Source organism: Klebsiella sp. LTGPAF-6F (genome assembly GCF_001753185.1).
Taxonomy (GTDB): domain Bacteria; phylum Pseudomonadota; class Gammaproteobacteria; order Enterobacterales; family Enterobacteriaceae; genus Klebsiella; species Klebsiella michiganensis.
Window position 1 is genome coordinate 5,128,063 of sequence record NZ_CP017450.1, and the last position, 22,249, is coordinate 5,150,311.

The 22,249-nt window shown below is 55.2% G+C and carries 19 protein-coding genes; 13 read left to right on the forward strand and 6 right to left on the reverse strand.

Going from position 1 to position 22,249, the window contains the following annotated elements; genetic code table 11:
• Positions 1-60: 60 nt before the first annotated feature.
• Positions 61-1,488 (reverse strand): glycoside hydrolase family 1 protein, encoded by a 1,428-nt coding sequence (locus BJF97_RS23945; protein WP_032694709.1) that lies wholly within the window; start codon positions 1,486-1,488, stop codon positions 61-63.
• 7 nt (positions 1,489-1,495) lie between these two features.
• On the reverse strand, positions 1,496-2,833 hold the full coding sequence (locus BJF97_RS23950) for a PTS sugar transporter subunit IIC (RefSeq protein ID WP_032694710.1): 1,338 nt from the start codon (positions 2,831-2,833) through the stop codon (positions 1,496-1,498).
• Positions 2,834-3,136: 303 nt separating this feature from the next.
• Here BJF97_RS23950 and BJF97_RS23955 point away from each other — a divergent pair, with 303 nt between their 5' ends.
• On the forward strand, positions 3,137-4,138 hold the full coding sequence (locus tag BJF97_RS23955; protein ID WP_162097180.1) for a LacI family DNA-binding transcriptional regulator: 1,002 nt from the start codon (positions 3,137-3,139) through the stop codon (positions 4,136-4,138).
• Positions 4,139-4,177: 39 nt separating this feature from the next.
• Here the strand turns inward: BJF97_RS23955 and lysA are convergent, their stop codons facing one another.
• The gene (gene lysA, locus BJF97_RS23960) at positions 4,178-5,440 is read right to left on the reverse strand and encodes a diaminopimelate decarboxylase (protein ID WP_032694711.1); all 1,263 of its coding nucleotides are present in this window, start codon (positions 5,438-5,440) and stop codon (positions 4,178-4,180) included.
• A gap of 133 nt (positions 5,441-5,573) precedes the next feature.
• Between lysA and BJF97_RS23965 the strand changes: the two genes are divergently transcribed.
• From BJF97_RS23965 to BJF97_RS23990, 6 genes are all read left to right on the forward strand, one after another.
• The gene (locus tag BJF97_RS23965) at positions 5,574-6,500 is read left to right on the forward strand and encodes a LysR family transcriptional regulator (RefSeq protein WP_032694712.1); all 927 of its coding nucleotides are present in this window, start codon (positions 5,574-5,576) and stop codon (positions 6,498-6,500) included.
• 308 nt (positions 6,501-6,808) lie between these two features.
• Complete coding sequence (locus BJF97_RS23970) at positions 6,809-7,480, forward strand: DUF1120 domain-containing protein (RefSeq protein WP_032694713.1); 672 nt, start codon at positions 6,809-6,811, stop codon at positions 7,478-7,480.
• Positions 7,481-7,519: 39 nt separating this feature from the next.
• The gene (locus BJF97_RS23975) at positions 7,520-8,209 is read left to right on the forward strand and encodes a DUF1120 domain-containing protein (protein WP_032694714.1); all 690 of its coding nucleotides are present in this window, start codon (positions 7,520-7,522) and stop codon (positions 8,207-8,209) included.
• A 122-nt stretch (positions 8,210-8,331) separates the two neighbouring features.
• Complete coding sequence (locus tag BJF97_RS23980) at positions 8,332-9,009, forward strand: fimbria/pilus chaperone family protein (protein WP_032694735.1); 678 nt, start codon at positions 8,332-8,334, stop codon at positions 9,007-9,009.
• 11 nt (positions 9,010-9,020) lie between these two features.
• Complete coding sequence (locus tag BJF97_RS23985) at positions 9,021-11,417, forward strand: fimbrial biogenesis usher protein (RefSeq protein ID WP_032694715.1); 2,397 nt, start codon at positions 9,021-9,023, stop codon at positions 11,415-11,417.
• Entirely contained in the window at positions 11,414-11,983 is a 570-nt protein-coding gene (locus BJF97_RS23990) for a hypothetical protein (RefSeq protein WP_305956135.1), read from the forward strand. Before BJF97_RS23985 ends, BJF97_RS23990 begins: the two co-directional genes overlap by 4 nt.
• Positions 11,984-12,083: 100 nt before the next feature.
• On the opposite strand, the gene BJF97_RS23995 is transcribed toward BJF97_RS23990, so the two are convergent.
• Positions 12,084-12,776 (reverse strand): aspartate/glutamate racemase, encoded by a 693-nt coding sequence (locus tag BJF97_RS23995; protein WP_014226678.1) that lies wholly within the window; start codon positions 12,774-12,776, stop codon positions 12,084-12,086.
• A 136-nt stretch (positions 12,777-12,912) separates the two neighbouring features.
• Between BJF97_RS23995 and BJF97_RS24000 the strand changes: the two genes are divergently transcribed.
• The 6 genes from BJF97_RS24000 (at position 12,913) to BJF97_RS24025 (ending at position 19,161) form a co-directional block, all read left to right on the forward strand.
• Positions 12,913-13,239 (forward strand): cupin domain-containing protein, encoded by a 327-nt coding sequence (locus BJF97_RS24000; protein ID WP_004853896.1) that lies wholly within the window; start codon positions 12,913-12,915, stop codon positions 13,237-13,239.
• A gap of 495 nt (positions 13,240-13,734) precedes the next feature.
• Positions 13,735-14,625 (forward strand): carbohydrate ABC transporter permease, encoded by an 891-nt coding sequence (locus BJF97_RS24005; RefSeq protein ID WP_014226679.1) that lies wholly within the window; start codon positions 13,735-13,737, stop codon positions 14,623-14,625.
• Positions 14,618-15,520 (forward strand): carbohydrate ABC transporter permease, encoded by a 903-nt coding sequence (locus BJF97_RS24010; RefSeq protein WP_014226680.1) that lies wholly within the window; start codon positions 14,618-14,620, stop codon positions 15,518-15,520. Before BJF97_RS24005 ends, BJF97_RS24010 begins: the two co-directional genes overlap by 8 nt.
• 12 nt (positions 15,521-15,532) lie before the next feature.
• A complete protein-coding gene (locus tag BJF97_RS24015; protein ID WP_014226681.1) occupies positions 15,533-16,660 on the forward strand; it encodes an ABC transporter ATP-binding protein in 1,128 nt (375 codons plus the stop codon).
• 16 nt (positions 16,661-16,676) lie between these two features.
• A complete protein-coding gene (locus BJF97_RS24020) occupies positions 16,677-17,963 on the forward strand; it encodes an ABC transporter substrate-binding protein (protein ID WP_004105307.1) in 1,287 nt (428 codons plus the stop codon).
• A gap of 70 nt (positions 17,964-18,033) precedes the next feature.
• A complete protein-coding gene (locus tag BJF97_RS24025; RefSeq protein WP_077253372.1) occupies positions 18,034-19,161 on the forward strand; it encodes an oligogalacturonate lyase family protein in 1,128 nt (375 codons plus the stop codon).
• 179 nt (positions 19,162-19,340) lie between these two features.
• Here BJF97_RS24025 and BJF97_RS24030 read toward each other — a convergent pair whose 3' ends face one another.
• Together BJF97_RS24030 and BJF97_RS24035 are read right to left on the reverse strand one after the other, a co-directional pair.
• Positions 19,341-20,687, reverse strand: a complete 1,347-nt coding sequence (locus BJF97_RS24030) for a carbohydrate porin (RefSeq protein WP_014226683.1) — start codon at positions 20,685-20,687, stop codon at positions 19,341-19,343.
• 122 nt (positions 20,688-20,809) lie between these two features.
• Complete coding sequence (locus tag BJF97_RS24035; protein ID WP_032694718.1) at positions 20,810-22,243, reverse strand: glycoside hydrolase family 32 protein; 1,434 nt, start codon at positions 22,241-22,243, stop codon at positions 20,810-20,812.
• Between the last annotated feature and the right edge of the window lie 6 nt (positions 22,244-22,249).

Genomic DNA, 22,249 nt, shown 5'->3' on the forward strand with positions numbered 1-22,249 from the left:
CTGTGCGTTATGAGCCTGCGAGTCAATATCGGCCGCTATCTTAGCAAAATTTCAGCCCGGCTAGCGCCACTCATCGTCAATATCCAGCGTCAATTCCCGGCTCTCGCCTAGCTTACGGAACCAGCTGGCGGACGCCTTGGGCCGCCGCGCACGATTATTTTGCAGATCGATTTCAATCAGCCCGTAGCGATTTTTAAAGGCGTTCATCGGCGAAACGTTGTCGGTAAACGCCCACAGCATGTAGCCGTGACAGTTGGCCCCCGCTTCCCGCGCGCGCAGCGTTTGCCACAGATGCTCGCTGATAAAACGGATCCGGTAGTCGTCAGCGATGGTACCTTCGCCATTGCGAAACTGCCCTTCGTTTTCCACGCCCATGCCGCTTTCCGCCACGAACCACGGAATATTGCGGTAGTCCTGCTTGATCCGCATCGCCATATCAAAAACGATTTGCGGATAAATCTCCCAGCCGCGGGAGTGGTTCATCCGCCGCCCCGGTAGCTCAAAGGGCTCATAGTAGTAAGCCGGATGGAACGGCGTCTGCGGATGCCAGGCGCGCGATGGAGCCTTAACCCGATGCGGGTAGTAGAGGTTAATCCCCAGCTCATCAACGGTGTTGTCGCGGATTATCGCCAGCTCCTCCGCGTCATAATCCCAGGAGACCCCGTGCTGTTCGAGCAGAGCCAGTAGCTCGGGCGGGTAGAGGCCGTGGACCAGCGGATCGAGGAAAACCCGGTTATAAAACAGATCGTAGCGTTCGGCGGCGCGTACATCGTGCGACGCTTTTGAGCGCGGATAGGTGACCTCCGGGTTAAGAATGCAGCCTACCGTGCCGCGATAGCCTTTCTCGCGAAACAGCCGGACCACTTTTGCCGTCGCCAGCACCTTGTGGTGATTCCACTGCATCCAGGTGCCGGTGTTCTGCTCGTAAGGCCAGCGCAGCGCATCCAGATAAACGCGGGTCTGCACCACGATCGGTTCATTGAAGGTGAACCAGCGCGTGACTTTGTGGTGATAGCGGGCGAACACTTTCTCCGCGTACTGCACAAACAGCTCAACCACCTTTTTCGACGCCCAGCCGCCGTACTGCTCCAGCAGATAGCCGGGGAGTTCATAGTGCTCAAGACAGATCATCGGCTCGATGCCGTTGGCCAGCAGTTCATCGAAGAGCTGGTCGTAGTACGCCGCATAGTCTTCATCGACCGTGACGTTTTCATAATCGGTGAGAAAGCGCGACCAGTTAATCGACGTGCGGTAGTGTGTCAGCCCCGCCAGCTTCATCAACTGCACGTCTTCGCGGAAGCGGTTGATAAAATCGGTCGCCACCGCCGGGCCGTAGCCGTTATGCCAGACGCGGCGGTCGTTCTTGTACCAGAGATCCGGCCAGGAATCCTGGCCCGCTTTCTTACCGCTCCAGCCCTCGGTTTGCCACGCGGAAGCGGCGGCACCGAGGATAAAGTCGTGGGGGATCGCCATCTTTACTGTCGTCATTGTGTCCTCATATCTGTTGGCTGGCCTGCCCGTTCTCCGCCTGGCGCTGAGCGTTTTCCGCGCGGCGGGAGGCTATTTTGACGAACGGCAGATAGATCAGCACCGCGGTCAGGATGCAGATAAGCTGCGTCACCACCGCCCCCATCGAACCCGCCGTAGAGAGCCAGGCGTTGATCAGCGGCGGGGTGGTCCACGGCACCATCACCACCGCTTTACCGGCAAAGCCGGCGGCGGTCGCGAAGTAGCCAATGCTGCCGGTCACCAGCGGCGTGATGATAAAAGGGATCGCAAGGATCGGATTGAGCATGATCGGCATGCCGAAAATCACCGGTTCGTTAATATTGAACAGACCCGGCCCAATCGACAGCTTGGCGATCTCTTTCATCTCTTTGCGTTTGGTGGCGATCATGACCGCGATCAGCAGGCCAATCGTCAGTCCCGATCCGCCGATGCTCATATAAACGTCCCAGAACGGCATGGTGATGATATTCGGCACCTCTTTGCCCTGCTCAAAGGCGCTCATATTGACGGTGATGGCTCCCAGCAGCAGCGGTTCGCGGATCGGTTTGATCATCTGGTTGCCGTGGATGCCGATAACCCAGAACAGCTGCGCGACAAACATCAGCAGCAGGATCCCCGGCAGGCTTTGCACCACCCGCTCCAGCGGCTGCTGCACCACCTGATAGACCGCGTCATACAGGTACATGCCGGTGGCCTGATGGAAAATAAAGCCAAAGGTGGCAATCACCGTGGTGGTGATAATGGCCGGGATCAGGGCGGAGAACGACGCCGATACGTTGGGCGGTACGGTATCCGGCATCTTGATCTTCAGCCCCTTGCGGCCCTCCAGCCAGCAGTAAATCTCCACCGACAGAATGGCGATAAACATACCGAGGAACAGGCTACGGGTATCGGAAAACTGGCGCAGCAGCACATCTTTCACTTCATGCATTTGCCCGTCGACCATCATTTCGACGGTGGTCGGCGTCACGCAGATAAAGCAGATCACCGCCAGCAGACCGGGGAACAGGCTCTTGATGCCGTTAATCCGCCCCAGCTCGATGCCGATAAGAAAGACCGCGCCAATATTGAGAAAGTTAAGGGTGGCGTAGTTGATCGCGCTGGTAATAGGTTTCAGCGCCGCCAGAAAAGAGAGCGCCTGAAAGCTGGCGAGTCCGTTTTTCGGATCCAGCACCATATTGGAGATCAGCACCGAAAAGGCGCCGACGATGATCACCGGCATCAGGGTAATAAAAGCGGATTTTATCGCCATGATGTAGCGGTAGCTGTTGAATTTCGTGGCGAAACTCCCCAGTGAGTCGATCAGTTTGTCCTGCAATGCCATAGAGGATACCTCAGGTTTAAGGGCTTTTAGCGCACCAGGTGTACAGCCAAACACCTATTGGCATACCAAAAAATAGCCACTGAGGAGAATAAGTTCTGTGATTAAGCTCCCAACCCGTTCATTGGCATTCCAGAAAGGCGATAATTGGCATACCGCATTTGCGGTTTTCTTTTCCCTGCGATCAATTCCTGTAAAAGCGTGATCGCGATGGTTTTTTACCGCGCCATGAAGCCATATCCCCCTGAATGTCTGTGATAAACTGCGGTTCACCACGTGATATCAGGAATCGGATGAATGGCTACAATGCTGGATGTCTCAATTCGCGCAGGCGTCTCTAAAGCGACGGTTTCCCGCGTGTTGAACGGCACAGGTCAGGTGAAAGAGAGTACCCGCCAACAGGTTTTTAAGGCGATGGAAGAGCTGGGCTATCGGCCTAACTTTCTCGCCCGCTCGCTGGCAAACCGCACGAGCAACAGCATCGGTCTGGTGGTTTCCACCTTTGACGGCTTCTATTTTGGCCGCCTGCTGCAGCAGGCTTCTCGCCAGACGGAAGCCTGGGGCAAACAGCTGATCGTCACCGACGGCCACGATGCGCCGGAGCGTGAAGAAGAGGCGGTGCAGATGCTGGCCGATCGCCAGTGCGATGCCATCGTGCTCTACACGCGCCATATGAGCGAAAAGAAGATTATGTCGCTGATTGAGTCTATCGCCATGCCGCTGGTGGTGATCAACCGCGACGTTAGCCAGGCCCGGGAGCGCTGCGTGTTTTTCGAACAGCAGGACGCGGCGTTTCAGGCGGTTGAGTACCTCATTACCCAGGGCCATCGCGATATTGCCTGTTTGACCGTGCCGATGCACACGCCGACGGGTAAAGCTCGCCTGGAAGGCTATCGCAACGCGCTGAAGAAGCACGGCATCAAGTGGGATCCGGCGAAGGTGAAATACGGCGACTCCACCATGAGCCGCGGCTATGAACTCTGCTGCGAGCTGCTGGAAGAGAAAACGCCGTTTAGCGCGCTGTTTTCCTGTAACGATGATATGGCGCTGGGCGCGTCGAAAGCGCTGCATCAGGCAGGGCTGCGGATCCCGCAGGATATTTCGCTGTTTGGTTTTGATGACGCGCCGAGCGCGAAATGGCTGGAGCCGGGGCTATCGACGGTCTATCTGCCGATCGATAACATGATCACCACCGCTATCGATCAGGCCATCAAGCTGGCCAACGGCCAGCCGATCGAGACCATACCGCCGTTTACCGGCAAGCTGGTGCTGCGCGAGTCGGTCACCACCGGGCCGTATTACGCATAATTAGCGGGCCCGATAAGCGAAGCGCCATCGGGCAGCGCCTTACAGCAGCTCGAGCGCGAGCAGCTCTTCAATGGTCTGGCGACGGCGGATCAGCCGCGCTTTGCCGTTGTCGAACAGCACTTCCGGCAGCAGCGGACGGCTGTTGTAGTTAGAAGACATCGACGCGCCGTAAGCGCCGGTATCGTGCAGCACCAGATAATCCCCCGGCGCCACCGCAGGCAGCAGGCGGGTTTCCACTTTCCCCCCCTCCTGCTGGGTAAAGACATCGCCCGATTCGCACAGCGGCCCGGCCACCACGGTTTCAACCTCCGCCGCGGCGCGCAGATCGCGGCCGTCCGCGGCGAGAGCGGTAATATGGTGATAGCTGCCGTACATCGCCGGGCGCATCAAATCATTAAAACCGGCGTCAATCAGCACGAAGTGGCGGCTGCCCATCTCCTTCACGCTGCGAACCTGAGAAACCAGCACGCCGGACTCCGCCACCAGGAAGCGACCCGGTTCGATCTCAAGCGCGACCGGACGGCCCAGATGCTTAGCGATCTGCTCGCGCGCCGCGTTCCACAGGCCGAAGTAGTGATCGGTATCGATCGCCTCTTCATCTTCGTGATACGGGATCGACAGTCCGCCGCCGGCGGAGATCGCCTGCAGATCCTGCCCGAATTCAACAACCTGACGCACCATCGCGCCGCAGACCTGTTCCAGGTGACCATAGTCGACCCCAGAACCGATATGCATGTGAATCCCCACCAGCTGGAGCTGATAGCGACGCATCACTTCCAGCGCCGCCGTTAAATGGCTGTGCCAGATCCCGTGCTTGCTGTTCTCGCCGCCGGTATTGGTTTTTTGGCTGTGGCCGTGGCCGAAGCCCGGGTTAACGCGCAGCCAGACGCGGTGACCCGGAGAGACTTCGCCCAGCTGGCTCAGCATATCAATTGAGCCGGCGTTGACCGGGATCTGCAGCTCTTTCACCCGCGCCAGGGTTGCATCGTCGATCAGATCGGCGGTAAAGACGATATCGTCCGGATGCTGATGCGGATCGTACCCGGCCGCCAGCGCGCGCTCAATCTCGCCCAGCGACACCGAATCCACCTTCACGCCCTGCTCGCGCATCAGGCGCAGAATGTGGATATTGGAGCAGGCCTTCTGCGCAAAACGCACCACGTCGAACTGGCTCAATTGGGCAATCTGGCGGCGGATAATCTGCGCGTCGTAAACCCAAACCGGGCAGCCGAATTCGGCGGGCAGACGCAGCAGGTTTTCTGCGCTCAGGTCGGTATCGGTAGCGTAAAGCGAGTGTGGCATAAGGAACTCCGGTGCTGTGTGTGCGTTATTTCTGTTTTTTACGATTACGCCACAGCGCGTACGCAATAAAAAATATCGTTTTATTGCCAGTCTATGCAAAAATGATATGGCTTGCGCCACTTAAGGAACCCCCATGCCCGCCGTCAACCTGCGTCATATTGAAATCTTTCATGCGGTGATGACCACCGGCAATCTGACCGAGGCCGCACGCATGCTGCATACCTCGCAGCCCACCGTCAGCCGCGAGCTGGCGCGTTTTGAAAAGGTGCTGGGGTTGACGCTGTTTTCCCGGACGCGCGGGCGCCTGCAGCCCACGGTCCAGGGGTTACGTCTGTTTGAAGAGGTCCAGCGCTCCTGGTACGGTCTGGACAGAATCGTCAGCGCCGCGGAAAGCCTGCGCGAGTTCCGCCAGGGCGAGCTGTCGATAGCCTGTCTGCCGGTCTTTTCGCAATCGCTATTGCCGCTGCTGCTGGCGCCGTTTTTAGCGCGCTATCCGCAGGTGAATATTCAAATTGTGCCGCAAGAGTCGCCGCTACTGGAGGAGTGGTTGTCGGCCCAGCGCCACGACTTAGGGATCACGGAAACGCTGCATACGCCGGCGGGGACTCAAAGGACGGAACTGCTTTCTCTCAATGAAGTTTGCGTACTTCCTCAAAACCATCCGCTATGCGGGAAAAGCCTGTTAACGCCGCAGGATTTTCAGGGAGAAAACTATATCAGCCTGTCGCGAACCGATAGCTACCGCCAGTTACTCGACACGCTCTTCAACGAACATCAGGTCAAACGCCGAATGGTTATTGAAACACACAGCGCAGCCTCTATTTGCGCCATGGTGCGTGCCGGGTTAGGTATTTCTGTTGTTAACCCACTGACCGCGCTGGACTATGCTCATAGCGGAATAGCTATTCGTCCTTTTAGCCTTTCAGTCCCCTTCACCGTTAGCCTGATTCACCCGCAGCATCGTCCGACTTCAGCCCTGGTTGAAGTCTTCAGCCGCCATTTAATCAGTGAAATTCCACATATCGTTTCCTCATTTAATAACTTAATCAACAAATCCTAAAATAACGCCAATAACATAAATAGATTAGAGATTATATATGTGTATTGATTAAATTAAGCCGCACGGCACAATAAGATGATTGTCATGTAAAATGACAGCAAAATCATTCGCGGAAACTATTTTAAAAATAGTAAATGTCTATTTAATATTTTCTAAGTCCACTAGTCCATACCTCCTGATATATACTTCTGCCACATTCATAAGGCATCTCAACAGACTCGTTGACGAATAATCATCTTCCGCCGCCTGAATGAAAACCTTTCGTGATGCATGAATGCGTCGATCATTATTATGTTAAGGACTAACAAATGAAAAAGACTCTTCTGGCCTTTATTCTCGCGGCCTGCGCGTCCTCCGCGCTTGCCGCCCCCACGGCCGTATTAAAAGTCAAAGGTGTATTAACCAATGCCGCCTGCTCCCCTGAACTCAGCCAGGGCGGTGTCGTTGACTATGGCACCATTCACACCTCCGAGCTCTCTGACTCCGCCGTTAACCAGCTGGGGCAGAAAACCATCGATCTCACCATCACCTGCGACGCGGCCACCAAAGTCTCCTGGAACCTTGTCGATGACCGCGTGGACAGCCGCGCCGGCATTACCGTCAACAACGGTAACGCCACCGGCGGCGCCGTATCTGACGCCAGCCAGACTTACGGCGTCGGTAAAGCGAAAGATGTCGCTATTGGTAACTATTCCTTGTTCGTCAACGTCGGCAGCGTGGTGGCCGATACCAACAAAGTTGACGCCATCGTGATGGACGGCAACAACAGCGTGTGGACCAAAAGCACCGACGGCTTAACCGCCGGCCTGAACAGCCGCGATTTCACCGTCGCCACTGCCGGCAGCGTCGAGCCGCTGGCCTTTACCAGCGCCACCTTCCCGCTGGTCACCTCGCTGGCGATTCAGGACACCAAAACCCTCGCCATCACCGACGATACCGACCTCAGCGGCCAGCTGACGATCAGCCTGCGCTATCTGTAAGGCTCTCCGGAATCCATGAATTACGTTAAGGAATAACTGATGAAAAAAACGCTGATTGCCGCCGCGCTGGTGCTGTTTACCGGCTCCGCGCTGGCAGAACAGAATGCGGTATTACAGGTTCAGGGGAAGCTGACCGCAGCTTCCTGTACGCCGGAATTAAGCAACGGGGGCGAAGTTGATTATGGCTATATTTACCTGGGCGCGCTTTCTGCTACAGAAGTTAACCCGCTGGGCTTTAAAGCTATTGAATTAACCATCAATTGCACAGCGCCGACCAGGGTCGCCTGGACGTCAACTGACAATGAAACTGACAGCCAGCCCTCCCCACCGATAGCCGTCGACATTGGCGGAGGTACAATGGCAACGCCTCCAACCTATCAGAGCTTTGGGGTGGGTAAAACTGATGATGGTGTAGCTATTGGTAACTACGCTATTTTCATGGATCAGAGCCCAACTTACGATGGTAAAGTCGGCAGTATTATTTATCACCATTCTAACTGGGACGCTGACTGGGGCCCGGGGAGATGGGTTGCGGGTCCCTCCTCGCAAAGAAATGACGATTACACATTGGTGTCCGTTGCATCTTCAGGCGCTTTAGAACCTATCGCTTTTAGTCGCGCGGTTTTTAAACTGTCCACTTCACTGTCGATAAAAGACACTGCCTCGTTAAATATTAAGGATGATACCGAGCTGAAAGGGCAGGCGACCATTACTTTGCATTATTTATAATCTTTTATTGCCATCAGGGTGGAATAACGCTATTCCACCCGTTAAAAATCAACGGACACGGAGTGTCTTTTACATTCAGGATGAAAATTATGAATCGGTTAAGTATTTTTTCACGTACGGCTATGTTCCTGGCATTAACGCTTTCTCTTCCTTTAACTGTTAATGCCGCAGGTATGGTTCCGGAAACCAGCTTGCTGGTGATTGACGAAGCCACCCATAGCGGCACGATAAACGTTAAAAACACCGATAATACACCCGCGCTATTATATACGACGGTGGTTAATCTTCCCGACGACGATAATGGCATAAAACTTATTCCAACCCAGCCGGTAGTCCGCCTGGAGCCGGGGCAGACCCAGCAGCTGCGTTTTATTTTGCAAAACGACGCGCCTCTCGACGTGGAACATTATAAGCGCGTCACCTTTGAAGGTATTCCACCGAAAAGTGACGATAAGAAAGTTAAAATTGGGATCAATATACGCCAGGATATCCCAGTATTAATTCGTCCGGCAAAACTTCCCGTGGTCACCGATGCCTGGAAAACCCTTCAATGGTCCGGTTCCGGTACGACGGCAAAAGTCACTAACCCGAGCAAATACGTGGTCAGGCTGGCACAGAACGTGATCTTCCAGCCCTCAGGTATCGCGGGGAATATTAATAAAACCTATATCCTGCCCGGCGAATCGCTGAATATTGCGCTGACCAAAAGCGTTAGCGGCAGTAACAAGGTGAAATTCTTCCCGGCCAGCCGCTATGGTGTTGAAGTACCGAGCTTTGTCGCCGATTTCAATGCAAAGTAGGTTACTGAGTGATGCATAAAAAAAGCCTCCTCAGCTATTTTGTCGCGAGCGCGCTGGCACTTATGTATACCTCCCACGCCAGCGCCCGTGAGGTCACGTTCGATACCGATATCCTGCAATCACGCGGTCTCAGCACCGATCTCAACCGTTACTTTGCCGAAACGCCCCGCTATTTACCGGGCGTGCACTCCGTACAGGTGGTGGTCAATAGCAAAAATCGCGGCACCGCCGCGGTGCGATTTGGGGAAGACGGTACGCTATGCATTGATAATGACTTTCTTGATTTTGCCGGGCTAATGCCCGTACCGCTAAAAGCGGCTGAAGCCTGCCACAATATTCACGATGACTACGCACAGGCCGTGGTGAACGCCCTGCCCGGGCAGAACAGCGTTGAGCTCTATCTGCCGCCGGAAGCGCTTAATGGCCTGAACGGCGAGATTAAAAACTTCCAGCACGGCGGCAGCGCGGGCATGCTCAACTATTCACTGTTTAGCACGCGCAATGAATATCAGGGCAGCGAAAGCAACAGCTATTCGCAGGCCAGCCTCGAAGGCGGGTTTAACGTTGCCGACTGGGCGCTGCGCAGCCGCTACATCATGACCGACGACAACGGCGATAAAAACGCCGAAAGCATTTACACCTACGCCGAGCACGTTTTCGCGGCGCAGAAAATGACCATGCAGGTCGGCGAAATCAACGCCAGCTCTGACGTTCTGAGCGGCATGCCAATAACGGGCGTTCAGCTCACGCCAACCAGCGCTCTGCTGAGCAGCGGCAATGGCGTGAGCGTTTCAGGTATCGCCCGAACCTCCCAGGCGCGCGTCGAAATCCGTCAGAATGGCCGCCTGGTATTTAACACCCTGGTACCTGCCGGCCCCTTCACGCTGGACGATGTGCCGGCGGTACGCAGCAACGTCGACCTTGAAGTCACCATCATTGAATCTGATGGCGCATCCAACCGCTTTATCGTACCGGCCTCCGCCGTGAGGGCGCAGCAGCTGGCCCGTCCCCAGGGGCTTTCCGCGTCTGTGGGTCGGGTACGGAATATTGAAGGTGATTATGATGACCCTTGGGTGTTCAACATTTCCGATGGCTGGCGAATGCTACCCCGCCTGAACGTTTATGCCTCAGGCGCACTGGCTCAGGATTATCAGGCGACCGGCGCGCGGGCAGAAATTCTGCTGACCGATAGCTGGAGTGTCTCCACCAGCCTTGCCGGAAGCCGGGCGCAGTTTGGCGATAACTACAGCGGTCTCAAAACCGAAATACAAAGCGCCCTCTCTTTGAGCGACACGCTGAACTTATCGAATAGCATCGCCCACTACAGCGGCGGCTATCGTGAACTGGCTGACGCGCTCAACGATGATTTCCAGCCTTACGACAATAGCTACTCTACCAACCTGAACTGGTCCTCCGGGTTATTCGGTACCTTCAGCATCGGTTTCAACTATAACCAGACCAGTAGCGACGGTGAAGACTCCCGCTACGTGCTGGCTTCGTGGGGTAAAACATTTAAATATGCCTCGGTGTCAGTCAACTGGCAACGCTCGGTCGGCAATAGCAACGATGCCCAGGACGACGATATGCTTTACGTTAACCTGAGCATTCCGCTCGGCGGCTCTCAGAGCATCAGTTCCTATATGCGCAATCAGGGCAACCGCACCAGCTACGGCGTGCAGAATTCCGGGGCCCTGTCAGCGCGTACCAATTACTACATCTCAGCCGATCGCGACAACGACAGCAACGAGAACAGTTTTAACGGCAACATCAGTAGCAATCTTCACTACACGCAGCTCAGCGTGGGCGGCGGCAGTAACGGTAATAACCAGCGCAACTATAACGCCGCACTGACGGGCGGTATTGCGGTACACAAAAACGGCGTAACCTTTACGCCATACCCCATTCACGACACCTTTGCCATTGCAAAGCTGAGCGAAGACAAAGCCGGGGTGGAAATCAATACGCCGCAGGGCACCGTCTGGACCGATAAGTGGGGCCAGGCAGTGATCCCGGGGCTTAATGAGTGGCGCAATTCACGCATTGAGATTGATGCCAACAAGCTGCCGCAAAGTATGACGCTGGCCAACGGCACCAAGTACCTTGCCGCTGCGCATGCTTCGGTGAGCGAAGTGAACTTTAAGGTGCTAAACAGCCGGCGCGTCATGCTTCGGGTTAAAAAGGCCGATGGAAGCGCGCTGCCAAAAGGGTTGTCCATTGTGGATGAAAAAGGCAACTACATCGTCACCAGCGTCGATGACGGCCACGTTTTCCTTAACGACGTAGAGCAAGTTAGCACCCTGTACGCCATGGACAATGACAACAATCGAATTTGTAAGATTGCCTGGACCTTGAGTGATAAACACGATGAAGAGGCGTTTTACGAAGAGGTCAACGGAGAATGCCGATGAAAAACTGTATCAAATATCTGCTTATCGGCAGCGGGCTGGCGGTGTGCGCATTTGCCCGCGCGGAAGATAACGACTGCCAGATAACCGTTTCTCAGACCGAGATAAACTACTCCCGACTTCGCCGCGAAGATATTGTCACCACGCAGCAAAGCTGGAACAAAATGCCCGAGCGTGAACTGACCATCAGCGCATCATGCCCGGATCAGCGGCAGATGGGGGTTCAGGCGCTGGGCATGGCCGGCGAAAAAGGCCGTTTTCAGTTTGGTCAGAAAGGCGGTATTGCCTTTAAAGTCAGCGAGGTCATGGTTGACGGCAAACCGTACCGCGTCGGTAAAACCGTCGATCAAATTAACCTCACGCCGGAGAGCGGGTCTGCCGCCTCACTGTATATCCACAATAACGATACCGTGGTGGCGGTGGACAACAACGCCGTGCCAACGGGTAAGCAGATAAGCTTTACCGTGACGCTGTTTCCTGTTCTCAGCGAGGCAGCATTTAGCGGAAATAACGATGAAACGCAGCTGGAGTCGGATATCACCTGGCAGCTGCTGACGCGGCAAAAATAGCGCGGGTAGTGTTGGATGACGGCGCTCGCACGTCTTATCGATCCACGACCTTGCACTCACAGGCCGGACAAGCGCTAAGCCACATCCGGCCCCCCCCCCATCACGACAGCATAAACTCCACCGCGTCCGCCGCGTGGATCGCGGCCGTATCAAACACCGGCAGCGGGCTGCTCTCTTCCGGCACCAGCAGGCCGATTTCGGTACAGCCGAAAATCACCCCTTCCGCCCCCTGCTCCGCCAGGGCCTCGATGACCTGAAGATAGTAGTCGCGTGAATGCTCGCTAAAGACGCCGAGGCACAGTTCATCAAAAATGATCTGGTTAATCCGCGTGCGATCGTCAGCTTCCGGAATCAGCGTATCAATAGCAAACTGCTGCTGCAGGCGGCCGCGATAAAAATCCTGTTCCATGGTATAGCGCGTGCCTAATAGCGCAACGCGGCGCTGGCCCTTTGCGATAATCGCTCGTCCGGTAGCGTCGGCAATATGCAAAAACGGCACGTCGCAGCGCGTTTCTATCGCCTGCGCGACTTTATGCATGGTGTTGGTACACAGGACGATCCCCTCGGCGCCCGCCTGCTGCAGGCCGGCCGCCGCCTGGGCGAGGATCTCGCCCGCGCGCTGCCAGTCGCCGCTTGACTGGCAGGCTTCAATTTCGTGGAAATCCACGCTGTGCAGCAGCAGGCTGGCGGAGTGCAGGCCGCCGAGGCGCGCTTTAATACCTTCGTTAATCAGCCGGTAGTAAGGAATCGTCGATTCCCAGCTCATGCCGCCTAACAGACCAATCGTTTTCATCATCCCTCCTTGTGTGAGGTTTTCAGTAAAACAAAGTTGTGATCGACTTTCCACTTCTCCCGACGATCGTTTCCTTTTAGAAGATTATGCGATAGATTAAATGAAACATTGTTTCATTTAATTACAGGACCAGAGGATGTTTATTTTTCATAAAGAGACCACCCTTGAAGATCTGGGCAATGGCGTCACCCGCCGCATCCTTGCGCACGATGGCAAGATGATGGCGGTTGAAGTGAACTTCGAAGCGGGCGCTATCGGGCCGATGCATAATCACCCGCACGAGCAGCTCACCTATGTGCTCTCCGGCGAGTTTGAGTTCACCATCGGTGATGAAAAGCACGTAGTCAGCGCCGGCGATACGCTCTATAAGAAGCCGGAAATTATGCACGGCTGCGTCTGCCTTAAGCCGGGCACGCTTCTTGATACCTTTACCCCCGTTCGTCAGGATTTTCTGCAAAAGTAATCTCTCCTGCCCCAGGGCATGCCAGGCATGCCCACCATTTTCTGAACTTTTCCGCTAATAATAATTGTCATAAAGTATGTCGTAGCATAATGATTAGCAGAGCAATTAATCCCGCCTGAATAGCCTCACTGCGCCTGCCGCTCATCCTTTTCTATGACCTGGCCTCCTGCAAAATGCGCGCGCCAGCACCTTTTTGAAACATCGTTTCGACTTTGATCACATTTCCGCGATCAACCGAATGACTCCGTAATAAATAGCAATAAAATAAAATTAAAACGGCGTTTTACAAAATCAGGACGCTGGGTAAGACAAAATCAAAAAACAGATGTTCTCCAGGGACGACAAGCGCGCAAAAACGCTCAACACACGCACCGTTAACAAGGAATGATTCACCGCTGACATACCAGGAACGCATTAACTTTCCGGCGGCATGGGCCGCGGGAAAGGCAGTAACCCCGAATCCGTATTACAAACTCGTAAGCCAGGTAGGTATGTATGAATGAAAACAGAATGCTGGGATTGGCATGGATATCCCCCTATATCATAGGGTTGATAGTCTTTACCGCCTTTCCCTTTGTTTCATCTTTCTTCCTCAGTTTCACTGAGTACGATTTGATGAGTCCACCGGTGTTTAACGGCATCGAAAACTATCGCTACATGCTGACCGAAGATGGCCTCTTCTGGAAATCGATGGGCGTGACGTTTGCGTATGTCTTTTTAACCATCCCGTTAAAACTGGCTTTCGCGCTGGGGATCGCTTTTGTCCTCAACTTTAAGCTGCGCGGCATCGGTTTTTTCCGTACCGCCTACTATATCCCGTCCATTCTCGGTAGCTCGGTGGCGATCGCCGTTCTGTGGCGCGCGCTGTTTGCTATCGACGGCCTGCTGAACAGCTTTATCGGCGTACTTGGCTTCGACCCGGTCAACTGGCTCGGCGAGCCCTCGCTGGCGCTGATGTCCGTCACCCTGCTGCGCGTCTGGCAGTTCGGTTCGGCGATGGTCATCTTCCTTGCGGCGCTACAGAACGTTCCGCAATCACAATATGAAGCGGCGATGATCGATGGCGCGTCAAAATGGCAGATGTTTATGAAGGTCACGGTGCCGCTAATCACGCCGGTGATTTTCTTCAACTTCATCATGCAGACCACTCAGGCGTTCCAGGAGTTTACCGGCCCGTACGTCATCACCGGCGGCGGCCCTACCTACTCCACCTATCTGTTCTCGCTCTATATCTACGACACTGCCTTTAAGTACTTCGATATGGGCTACGGCGCGGCGCTGGCATGGGTGCTGTTCCTGGTGGTCGCGGTCTTTGCCGCCATTGCGTTTAAGTCTTCAAAATATTGGGTGTTCTACTCCGCCGATAAGGGAGGCAAAAATGGCTGATATCCAACAAATCTCTGAAGCAAGGGACATCGCCGAACGTGAAGTCGCGCGGACGCTGCGTCGTGAAAAAGTCAGCCGCTCGATTCGCTACGTGATCCTGCTGTTCGTCGGCCTGCTGATGCTCTACCCGCTGGTATGGATGTTCTCGGCGTCGTTCAAACCGAACCACGAGATCTTCACCACCCTGAGCCTGTGGCCTGCCCACGCGACATGGGATGGCTTTATCAACGGCTGGAAAACCGGCACCGAGTACAACTTCGGCCACTACATGCTGAACACCTTCAAGTATGTGATCCCGAAAGTGCTGCTGACCATTATCTCCTCCACCATCGTGGCCTACGGCTTTGCCCGCTTCGAGATCCCGTGGAAGAAATTCTGGTTCGCCACGCTGATCACCACCATGCTCCTGCCGAGCACCGTACTGCTGATCCCGCAGTACCTGATGTTCCGTGAAATGGGCATGCTGAACAGCTATCTGCCGCTGTACCTGCCGCTGGCCTTCGCCACTCAGGGGTTCTTCGTCTTCATGCTGATTCAGTTCCTGCGCGGCGTTCCGCGCGACATGGAAGAAGCGGCGCAGATTGACGGCTGCAACTCCATTCAGGTGCTGTGGTACGTGGTGGTGCCAATTCTGAAACCGGCGATTATCTCGGTGGCGCTGTTCCAGTTCATGTGGTCCATGAACGACTTTATCGGTCCGCTGATTTACGTCTACAGCGTGGATAAATACCCCATCGCGCTGGCGCTGAAAATGTCCATCGACGTCACGGAAGGCGCTCCGTGGAACGAAATTCTGGCAATGGCGAGCATCTCCATTCTGCCGTCCATCATCGTGTTCTTCCTGGCACAACGCTACTTCGTACAGGGCGTTACCAGCAGCGGAATTAAAGGTTAAGAGGGAAATATCATGGCTGAAGTTATTTTCAACAAACTGGAAAAAGTCTACTCCAACGGCTTCAAAGCGGTACATGGTATCGATCTGAAAATCGCGGACGGCGAGTTTATGGTTATCGTTGGGCCGTCCGGCTGCGCCAAATCCACTACCCTGCGCATGCTGGCCGGTCTGGAAACCATCAGCGGCGGCGAAGTGCGGATCGGCGAGAAAATCGTGAATAACCTCGCGCCAAAAGCGCGCGGTATCGCAATGGTCTTCCAGAACTACGCGCTCTATCCGCATATGACGGTGCGCGAAAACCTTGCCTTCGGCCTGAAGCTGAGCAAGCTGCCGAAAGATCAGATTGAGGCCCAGGTTAACGAAGCGGCGAAAATCCTTGAGCTGGAAGAGCTGCTGGATCGTCTGCCGCGCCAGCTCTCCGGCGGCCAGGCACAGCGCGTGGCGGTTGGCCGCGCGATTGTGAAGAAACCGGATGTGTTCCTGTTCGATGAACCGCTCTCTAACCTTGACGCCAAGCTGCGCGCCTCGATGCGCATCCGTATTTCCGATCTGCATAAGCAGCTGAAGAAATCCGGTAAACCGGCGACCACCGTGTACGTTACCCACGATCAGACCGAAGCGATGACCATGGGCGACCGCATCTGCGTGATGAAGCTAGGCCATATCATGCAGGTGGATACCCCGGACAACCTCTATCACAAGCCGAAAAACATGTTTGTGGCCGGGTTTATCGGCGCGCCGGAGATGAATATTCGTCCCAGCAAGCTGGTTGAGCAAGCGGGTCGCCTGCATCTGACCGTTGGCGACGGGCTGCTGCCGCTAAACGACAGATTGCAGAGTAAGGTCGAGACCCATAAGAACCAGCAGGTGTTCTTTGGCGTCCGCCCGGAGTTCGTCTCCATCTCCGATGAACCGTTTGCTGAAGGCTCCTGCGCCGGTGAAATGGTGCGGGTGGAAAACATGGGCCATGAATTCTTCGTCTACCTGAAGGTTGCCGATTATGAACTGACCGCCCGCGTGCCTTCCGATGAAGCGAAGCCAATGATTGAGAAAGGGCTTCATCGCACGGTGCATTTCAAGTTCGATCTCAACAAATGTCATATCTTTGACGCCAAAACTGAACAGAACATCTCTCTGTGAACCCTGGAGTATTAAAATGAAAAAAGTGCTTTTAAGCGCCGCAATCTCCGCAACTTTGGGCCTTACCGCGTTACCTTCCATGGCGAAGGATGTCGACCTGCGTATGTCATGGTGGGGCGGCAACGGCCGTCACCAGGTGACCCTGAAGGCGCTGGAAGAGTTTCATAAACAAAACCCGGATATTAATGTTAAAGCGGAATATACCGGCTGGGATGGCCACCTTTCGCGCCTGACCACGCAAATCGCCGGCGGCACGGAGCCGGACGTGATGCAAACTAACTGGAACTGGCTGCCGATCTTCTCGAAAAACGGCGAAGGCTTCTACGATCTGAATAAGATGAAGGACGTAATCGACCTGAGCCAGTTTGATGCCAAAGAGCTGCAAACCACCACGGTGGACGGCAAACTTAACGGTATCCCTATTTCCGTCACCGCGCGCGTGTTCTACTTCAACGACGAGACCTGGAAAAAAGCCGGCGTCGAGTACCCGAAAACCTGGGACGAGCTGATGGCGGCGGGTAAAACCTTTGAGAGCAAGCTGGGTAAACAGTATTACCCGGTGGTGCTGGAGCACCAGGACACCCTGGCGCTGCTCAATTCATATATGATTCAGAAGTACAACCAGCCGGCTATCGACGAAAAAACCAAGAAATTCTCCTACAGCAAAGAGCAGTGGGTCGAATTCTTCCAGATGTATAAAAAGCTTATCGACAGCCACGTCATGCCGGACACCAAGTACTATGCCTCGTTCGGTAAGAGCAATATGTATGAAATGAAGCCGTGGATTCAGGGCGAGTGGGCGGGGACCTATATGTGGAACTCCACCATAAACAAATACTCCGACAACCTGAAGCCGCCGGCGAAGCTGGAGCTGGGCAGCTATCCGATGCTGCCGGGCGCCACCGACGCGGGTCTGTTCTTTAAACCTGCGCAGATGCTCTCCATTGGTAAATCCACCAAAAATCCGGAAGCGGCGGCGAAGGTGATCAACTTCCTGCTGAACAGCAAAGAAGGCGTTGAGACGCTGGGACTTGAGCGCGGCGTGCCGCTGAGCAAAGTCGCGGTGCAATACCTGACCGAAAACGGCGCGATCAAAGAGGACGATCCGGCGGTATCTGGCCTGCGCCTGGCGCAGTCCCTACCGGCCAAACTCTCGGTGTCGCCATACTTTGATGACCCGCAGATCGTCGCCCAGTTTGGCACCTCTCTGCAGTACATCGACTACGGGCAGAAAACCGTAGAAGAGACGGCAATTGACTTCCAGCGTCAGTCTGACCGCATCCTGCGCCGCGCGATGCGCTAACAACCCGTTATCGGTCCCTACCCCGCAGCTCCGGCTGCGGGGTATTTTTTTAGCAAGGAGTGAATGAATCATGAAAGGCAAAATCATCCCGCTGAGCTTTCTGCATACGCAGGACAGCGAAACCGGTCACCAGGTGATCCGGATGACGCCACCGCATGTTATCTGCCACCGCAACTACTTCTATCAAAAATGCTTTACCCGGGACGGCAGCAAGCTGATTTTCGGCGGCGCGTTTGAAGGCCACTGGAACTACTATTTACTCGATATCGCCGGCCAGCAGGCCACCCAGCTCACCGACGGGCCGGGCGATAACACCTTTGGCGGTTTCCTTTCCGCCGACGACCGGTCGCTGTGGTACGTGAAAAACAACCAGCAGCTGCGCCGCGTGGATCTGGCCTCGCTGGAGGAGCAGGTGGTGTATCAAGTGGATGACCAATGGGTGGCCTACGGGACCTGGGTCGCCAATAGCGATTGCAGCCAGATGGTGGGTATCGAAATCAAAAAAAGCGACTGGCAGCCGCTGACCGACTGGGGCAAGTTCCGCGCATTCTACTTCACCGAGCCGGAGTGCCGGCTGATTAATATCGACCTGCGCAGCGGCGAGCAGCGCGTGGTATTGCAGGAAAAACGCTGGCTCGGCCACCCGATTTACCGCCCGTTTGATGACGGCACCATCGCCTTCTGCCACGAAGGCCCGCGCGATGCTATCGATGCCCGAATGTGGCTTATCAACGCTGACGGCAGCCATATGCGCAAGGTTCGCCAGCACCGGTCGGGAGAGAGCTTTACCCACGAATTCTGGGTGCCGGATGGATCCGCGCTTTACTATGTCGCGCATCAGGAAAACGATCCGCATCGCTATCTGTATAGCGCCGACCCGGCAACGCTGGAAAATCGCCAGCTGATGTCCATTCCTCCCTGCTCACATCTGATGAGCAATCACGATGGCACCCTGGTAGTCGGCGACGGCGCGCCGCACAGCACCGGCGATATACAGCTTAACGATCCGTTTATCTGGGTGTTTGATATTGCCGCCGATAAGCAGACTGCGGTGTGCCGCCACGACTCCACCTGGAAAGTGATTGAAGGCGAGCGCCAGGCGACGCATCCACATCCGTCATTTTCACCGGATAACCGCTGGGTGCTGTTTACCTCCGATAAAGAGGGTATGCCGGCGCTGTATCTGGCAGAGGTGTAGTGATTCGGCAACGTCCCGGCTCGCGCGGTGCTTAGCCGGGCTACCGCTCTCTGCGGGCCGGTAGCCCGGACAGATGCGCAAGCATCGCCTCCGGGACATTATGCCTCTCTGCGCGCTGCTCCCGGGGGCGGCGCAAAGCGCCTGCCCGGGCTACAGCCGTCTGCGACCCGGGAAGACCGTCAGAAGAAATATTTAAACCGCACCCGCGCACCGTAGCGTTCATCGGTGTTGCCGCTTTTCATCGCCGATGAATCGAGCCATGACGCATAGGCCCCGAGATAAATATTAAAGTTCGGCATATCCATAATATTCGGCAAATGCCATGAGGTATGAATGGTGTGAATGTCGTAGCGCCCCGGCGCCAGAATCGCGCAGTCGCTATCACACTCCGCGTTGACGCCGGACATATTAAACTGGTCGATTTTGTTATGCGCATAGATATAGCCCAGCTCCACGCGATGCCATAACGCATTGATACCGGCGCTGAAATCCTTTTCATCCGCCGCGTCCAGATACGCGGTGCTTAAGTTCACCACCGCCCCGTCCTCGGCATCGGTTTTCAGCGTGTTCCAGCTCATCGTCATGCCGTAGCCGGTGCGGCTGGACTGATCGACCCAACGTCCATTCTGATTCTCATAACCGTAAGCATTATTAACGAGGTTACTCTCCATCGCTGCCGCCACCGACCAGGCGCCGGATTGCCAGGCCGCGACCGGACGCACGTAAACCACATTTTTACGGTTATCCAGCGCGTTGCCGTGATAATTCTGGTCCACGAACAGCGAGCTGCCGTCCTCCACCAGCGTATTCACCTCAAAATACCAGTTATCGAGATTTTTACTCAGCAGGAAGTTGCCGCCGCTGCTGCTGCGTCCGCGCCCCTCTTTCATCATATAAATATAGCCGTAGCCGTCGCTATACAGATCGTTCGCCGTGTTGCCGGAATATTCAACAAACGTATCCTGATTTAGCGGGAACATATCGTAGGCTTCGAAGCGACCGATTTTAATTTTCCAGTCATCCTGCTGACCAAAGAAAAAGGCCGCATCATCAAGATTCATTTTACCGTTCATATCCGCCAGCGGCTGCACGCTGAATCCGGCATATTTACCGTTAGCCCCTTTGCGTAATCCATCAAAGCCCAGAAGAATACGGCCGTTAATATCCCAGCGCTCTTTATCTCCCGGCGCCCAGTTTTTATTGGCGCTGGTTTTCACCGACGTCAGGCTACCGGTGCGGCTGGCGCCGTCCATATTAAACTCAACATCGCCATAGAATTTTAATTCACCATAATCATTAAGTTGTAAAGCGGGTTTAGCCGGTGCGGCGCTGGCCACCGTCGTCGCTGGCGCCTCCTGTTTTTTTAGCGCGCGGATTTCCGCCTCCGCGCTGGCCGCCCGCTGCTCTGTCGCCTTTAGCCGTTGTTCCATTTGCGCCAGCCGCTCCTCAAGGGATAACGGCGCCTGAGCATTAGCCAGAGGGGTAAATAAAGACGTCAGAACACACCCGACCCAGATTTTATTCATCGGAATAACCCTTTATTATTTAGTTAAATAGTATTTTTTATTTATGGGTAAAGCTCGACGACAGTGACAATAATAACCCGCCCATCGTCGAAGACGGGTTATTAACAACTATTCAGTAAAACTTATTCCAGCTGCCAGGCGCCGGCTTCGGTTAAATAAGCCGAACCGTTCCAGGCAAATAAAGACAATTCGCGACGATCGGCATCCGGATATATACGGCTGCTAAGACAGGCCTCGCCATCATTAACAAACACTTCGACGGAAGAGCTATCGAAGAATATCCTTAGCTTCAGATCGGCGCCTTCGTTCAACGGGACGCTGCGGGTGCCGCACAGGCCATACTGCGGATAGTGCCGCTCGAGCACCAGGCGCTGCATCTGCGCATCCACGTAAACGCGCAGACCTTCGCCGAAGCTGAGGCCATACTGCTCGGCGCTGCTGTTCAGGCCATCCCAGTGCAGGATCACCTCCATCGCTTCGCAGTTCTCCACCATCGTGGTCTGCTGGTTTTTCAGGGTCGTCACCGGCCACGGGAAGCTGGCGCCGCGCATGCTCTCGACCTCTTTCGCCGGACGCATCTGCAGTCGATTATCCGCGCTCAGGCTCAGTTCACGCGGCAGCGACAACATGCCTGCCCAGCCGTCCTGCTGCTCCGGCAGCGGCGACTCCCACATATCCAGCCAGCCGATGACAATGCGGCGGCCGTCGGGAGTGAGGAAGCTTTGCGGGGCATAAAAGTCGTGGCCGTGATCCATTTCCACAAACTCGCCCTCACGCACAAACGCCTGCCCCGGCCGCCATTCACCGAGCAGATAGCCGCTCTGGAACAGGTTGCGGTTTTGATAGCCTTTAGCCGCCAGCCCCTGCGGAGAGAACATCAGAATATGCTTGCCGTTGAGGGCGAAGAAATCCGGGCATTCCCACATGTAGCCCATCTCTTTTTCCGCCTCGTCAAGGACGCCGGCGTCCTGCCACTGGCGCAGATCGGCGGAACGATACAGCCGCACCTGGCCGGTGTCGCCATCGCGAGCGCCGACGATCATGTACCAGCTGTCCCCTTCTCGCCACACTTTCGGGTCGCGGAAATGGTGCATGCCCGGCGGAGTGTCGACCACGATCCCCTGCCGCTCGAAGTGAATCCCGTCGCGGCTGGTGGCCAGACATTGCACCTGATAAAGGTTGGCTTCATCGCTGGGATCGCCATGAAATTTATGCCCGGTATAAATCAATGCCAGCGTATCGCCATCCACCACCGCGGAGCCGGAGAAGCAGCCGTCTTTATCCTCGGGGCCTTCCGGGGCCAGCGCCACCGGCAGATGTTCCCAGTGCACCAGATCTTTACTGCGCGCGTGACCCCAGTGCATCGGCCCCCATTTGGTGGAGTACGGATGGTGCTGGTAAAACGCGTGGTACCAGCCGTCAAACCAGACCAGGCCATTGGGATCGTTGATCCAGCCCGCACGGGCGGCCAGGTGATAGCGCGGATACCAGCGCAGGTTCAGCTGTTCATGTTTAGCCTGCAGTTCTTGCTCAGCCCGGGAAATTGAATACGTCATATTCAT